This window comes from Kitasatospora putterlickiae, assembly GCF_039527695.1.
Taxonomy (GTDB): domain Bacteria; phylum Actinomycetota; class Actinomycetes; order Streptomycetales; family Streptomycetaceae; genus Kitasatospora; species Kitasatospora putterlickiae.
Genome location: NZ_BAAAKJ010000240.1, coordinates 58,789 through 63,143, shown reverse-complemented (window position 1 = coordinate 63,143; position 4,355 = coordinate 58,789). Strand labels below are relative to the sequence as shown.

The following is a 4,355-nucleotide window of genomic DNA, read 5'->3' as shown; positions in this document are numbered from 1 at the left end:
CCCCGGCGGCAGTGCGTACGGATCACGTGCGGCGGGCGGACCGGCCGCGGCGGACGCGCTCGGTCTCCGAGGGATCGGTCAGCCAGGAGCCCGGCGAGGCCGCCCAGGCCCCGGCCCGGACCCGGTCCTCCGACGCGCCGTGGCACAACCCGGTGCCGGCCCACGACGAGCCCGCGAAGCCGGCCGCCGAGCCGGACGCCAAGGCGCCGGCCGTCGAGGAGCTCGCCACCGAAAAGCCCGCCACCGAGAAGCCCGACGCCGGGAAGCCGGCCGTCGAGGAGCCCTCCACCGGGGAGAAGACGAGCGAGACGCCGCCGGCCGAGCCGGCCGGCCAGGACGGAGACGGCGCGTGAACCTGTTCGACACGGTGCTGCGCTGCGTCGCCACGCTGGTCGTCTTCCTCACCCTCCCCCTGGTCATCGGCCAGACCGAGCACAAGGTGATGGCGCACATGCAGGGCCGCCTCGGCCCGATGTACGCCGGCGGCTTCCACGGCTGGGCGCAGTTGATCGCGGACGGCGTGAAGTTCGCCCAGAAGGAGGACATCGTCCCGGCCGGCGCCGACCGGCGGATCTTCCAGCTGGCGCCCGCCGTCTCGCTGCTGCCGTACCTGCTGGTGCTGCTGGCGATCCCGGTGGGGCCCGGCGGCTTCGTCGGGCAGGCGGTGGACGCCGGGCTGTTCTTCGTGCTCGCCGTCATGGGCGTCGGCGTGATCGGCAAGCTGATGGCCGGCTGGGCCTCGGCCAACAAGTTCTCGCTGCTCGGCGGTCTGCGGACGGCCGCGCAGCTGATGTCCTACGAGCTGCCGATGGTGCTCGCCGCCGCCTCCGTGGCGATGGCCGCCGGAACGCTCTCGCTGCCCGGGATCATGGACGCCTGGGAGTGGTACTGGATCCCGTGGCAGCTGATCGGCGGCTTCGTGTTCTTCACGGCCGGCCTGGCCGAGCTGCAGCGCCCGCCCTTCGACATGCCGGTCGCCGATTCGGAGATCATCTTCGGCGCGTACACCGAGTACACCGGTCTGCGCTTCGCGCTGTTCCTGCTCTCCGAGTACGCGGGCATCCTGGTGGTCTCCGCGCTGACCGCCGTGCTCTTCCTCGGCGGCTGGCACGGCCCGCTGCCGGACCAGCTCGGCTGGCTGTGGACCCTGCTGAAGACCTTCGCGCTGGCCTTCGTGGTGATCTGGCTGCGGGTCACCTACCCCCGGCTGCGCGAGGACCAGCTGATGCGCTTCGCGTGGACCGCGCTGATCCCGCTCGCGCTCGTCCAGCTGGCCCTCACCGGCATCATCAAGGTGGCGATCTCATGAGTTTCCCCGGTGCGGGCCTGGCCAAGGGCCTGGCCGTCACCCTGCGGACGATGACGAGGAAGAGCATCACCGCGCAGTACCCCGACGTGCAGCCGAGCCTGCCGCCGCGTTCGCGCGGCGTGATCGCGCTGCTGGAGGAGAACTGCACGGTCTGCATGCTCTGCGCCCGTGAGTGCCCGGACTGGTGCATCTACATCGACTCCCACAAGGAGACGCTGCCGGCCGCCGACCCGAACGCGCGCGCCCGCACCCGCAACGTGCTGGACCGGTTCGCCATCGACTTCTCGCTCTGCATGTACTGCGGGATCTGCATCGAGGTGTGCCCGTTCGACGCGCTGTTCTGGTCGCCCGAGTTCGAGTACGCGGAGACCGACATCCTGGAGCTGACCCACGAGCGGGACCGGCTGCGGGAGTGGATGTGGACGGTGCCGGTGCCGCCGGCGCTGGACCCGGCGGCCGAGGAGCCCAAGGAGATCGCCACCGCGCGCAAGGCCGCCGACAAGCTGGCCGCCGCCGCGGCCAAGGCGGNNNCCCGCCGGGACCGCCGGGACCGTCGAGACGCAGGACGGTGGTGACGCGTGAGGGGCACCGCCGCGCTGCTCGCCGCGACCGGGCCGCTGGACCCGGCCGCGCGCTCGTTCCTCTCCCCGACCGGGGTGGAGATCGTCTTCCTGCTGGTCGGCATCGCCGTGCTCGGCTCGGCCGTGGTCGCCGTCACCACCAAGCAGCTGGTGCACGCCGCGCTCTGGCTGGTGGTCGCGCTCGGCGGCCTCGCGGTGGAGTTCCTGCTGCTCACCGCCGAGTTCATCGCCTGGGTCCAGGTGCTGATCTACCTCGGCTCGGTGGTCGTGCTGGTGCTGTTCGGGCTGATGCTCACCAAGGCGCCGATCGGGCGCTCGCCGGACGCCGACTCCAAGAACCGCTGGGTCGCCCTGGTGGTCGCGCTGGCCTCGGCCGGAACGCTGGTGACGCTGGTCGTGGACGCCTTCCGGACGTCCTGGATCGACCTCGGCGCGGGCGGCGGCTCGGCGGCGGCGACGGGCGAGAGCCTGTTCCGGACCTGGGTGCTGCCCTTCGAGGCGCTCTCGGTGCTGCTGCTGGCCGCGCTGGTCGGCGCGATCGTGCTGTCGCGCGGCGACCGCCGACGGGTGCCGGCGCCGCGGGCCGGACGGATCCGGGCCGGCCGCCCGGTGGGCTCCAACAGGACGGTCGCCCAGAGCGCGCCCGAGGCCCCGTCCGCCCCCGCCGCCCCGACCGCTCCGCCTGCTCCGACCACCACCGAGCAGGAGGGCTGATGCACCTCGCCTACCCCGTCGTCCTCGCCGCGCTGCTGTTCAGCGTCGGCGTCTACGGCGTCCTCGCCCGGCGCAACGTCGTCCTGGTGCTGATGTCCGTCGAGCTGATGCTCAACGCCGTCAACCTCAACCTCGTCGCCTTCGACGCCTGGCTGCGCGACGCGCTGCACGCCGGGCAGGCGCTGACCCTGTTCACCATCACCGTCGCCGCCGCCGAGATCGGCCTCGGGCTCGCCATCGTCCTGCTGCTGTTCCGGGCCCGGGGCACGGCGGACATCGACCGGGTCACCGCGCTCGGCGACCCGGCCGAGTCCACCGCCGACGCCGGGGAGGCGCCGGCCGGAGCCGAGGCGCTGAAGGGCCAGGCCGCCGCATGAACCTCGCCCTGCCCGCCCTCGTCCCCGCGCTGCCCGCGCTCGGCGCGGCGGCCACCCTGGCCGCCGGCAAGCGCGCGCCCGGCCTCGCCCGGCCGCTGGCGATCGTGCCGGTCGCCGTCTCGGCGGTGCTCGCGCTGGTCGTCGCGATCCAGCTCGGCAGCGGCCAGGCGCTGGACGCCGCCACCCGGCTCACCCCGACCGGCGGCCCGGACATCGCGCTGGCGATCCACCTGGACGGCTTCAGCTCGCTGATCTCGGTGCTGGTCGGCCTGGTCGCCACCTGTGTGCAGGTCTACTCGACCGCGTACCTCAAGGACGACCCGCGCTACCCCTCGTACGCGGCGCTGGTCTCGCTGTTCACGGCGGCGATGTTCCTGGTCGTCTACTCCGGCGACCTGGTCGTGCTGCTGGTCGGCTGGGAGGTCATGGGCATCTGCTCGTACTTCCTGATCGGCCACCACTGGGAGAGCGAGGACGCCCGCTCCGCCTCGCTGAAGGCCTTCCTGGTCACCAAGCTCGGCGACGTGCCGTTCCTGTTCGGGATCTTCCTGCTCGGTGCCGACGCCGGGAGCTTCCGGATCGAGGACGTGCTGCGGGCCGCCACCGAGGGGCGGCTCGGCCACCCGACGCTGGTCGCGCTGCTGCTGCTGGCCGGAGTGGCCGGCAAGAGCGCGCAGTTCCCGCTGCACACCTGGCTCCCGGACGCGATGGCCGGCCCGACGCCGGTCTCCGCGCTGATCCACGCCGCCACCATGGTCGCGGCCGGCATCTACCTGGTGGCCCGGCTGCTGCCGGTCTTCCTGCTCTCCGGCGCGGCGCTGGTGGTGCTGGCGGTGATGGCCGCCGTGACGATGATCGGCTCGGCGCTGTGCGCGCTCGCCCAGGACGACCTCAAGCGGGTGCTGGCCTACTCGACCGTCGGCCAGCTCGGCTACATGGCCGGCGCGCTGGCCAGCGGCGACCGGCAGGCCTCGGTGTTCCACCTGGTCAGCCACGGCGCGTTCAAGGCGCTGCTGTTCCTCGCGGCCGGTGTGGTGATCCACGCCGCGCACACCAACTCGATCTCCGCGATGTCCCGGATCCGCGGGCTGCGCAGGCGCGTCCCGGACGCCTACTGGACGATGGCCATCGCGCTGGTCGCCCTGGTCGGCCTGCCGCCGTTCGCCGGCTTCTTCAGCAAGGAGGCGGTGCTGACCGCCGCCGAGCACGCGGCCAACGGCGAGGCGCTGACCAACGGCCTCGGCCCCGCCTCGGCGGTGCCGCAGGCGGCCGGCTGGATCGTGCTGATCTCGGCCGGACTCACCGCGCTGCTCACCGCGGCGTACGCGGCCCGGCTGTTCCTGGTGGCCTTCCACAGCCCGGCCGGCGCGGCCG

The 4,355-nt window shown here is 73.2% G+C and carries 5 protein-coding genes and 1 pseudogene; all 6 read left to right on the top strand.

What is annotated here, in order from left to right; genetic code table 11:
- Positions 1-353, top strand: a pseudogene (locus ABD308_RS24325) (hypothetical protein); the annotation flags it as partial.
- Positions 350-1,309, top strand: coding sequence for a complex I subunit 1/NuoH family protein (locus ABD308_RS24320; protein ID WP_425554840.1), 960 nt, complete (start codon positions 350-352; stop codon positions 1,307-1,309). The pseudogene ABD308_RS24325 and the gene ABD308_RS24320, both read left to right, overlap by 4 nt.
- Entirely contained in the window at positions 1,306-1,884 is a 579-nt protein-coding gene (locus tag ABD308_RS24315) for a NuoI/complex I 23 kDa subunit family protein (RefSeq protein WP_344338572.1), read from the top strand. Before ABD308_RS24320 ends, ABD308_RS24315 begins: the two co-directional genes overlap by 4 nt.
- Before the next feature lie 3 nt (positions 1,885-1,887).
- Positions 1,888-2,604, top strand: a complete 717-nt coding sequence (locus tag ABD308_RS24310; protein WP_344338570.1) for an NADH-quinone oxidoreductase subunit J family protein — start codon at positions 1,888-1,890, stop codon at positions 2,602-2,604.
- Positions 2,604-2,981, top strand: a complete 378-nt coding sequence (gene nuoK / locus ABD308_RS24305) for an NADH-quinone oxidoreductase subunit NuoK (RefSeq protein WP_344338569.1) — start codon at positions 2,604-2,606, stop codon at positions 2,979-2,981. The genes ABD308_RS24310 and nuoK overlap by 1 nt, the downstream gene beginning before the upstream one ends.
- Positions 2,978-4,355 (top strand): NADH-quinone oxidoreductase subunit 5 family protein (locus tag ABD308_RS24300; protein WP_344338567.1); only part of this gene is annotated, 1,378 nt, incomplete at its 3' end. The genes nuoK and ABD308_RS24300, both read left to right, overlap by 4 nt.

Coding starts and splice junctions, on each gene's coding strand:
- nuoK (WP_344338569.1), top strand. CDS start 2,604: ATGCACCTCGCCTACCCCGTCGTCCTCGCCGCGCTGCTGTTCAGCGTC.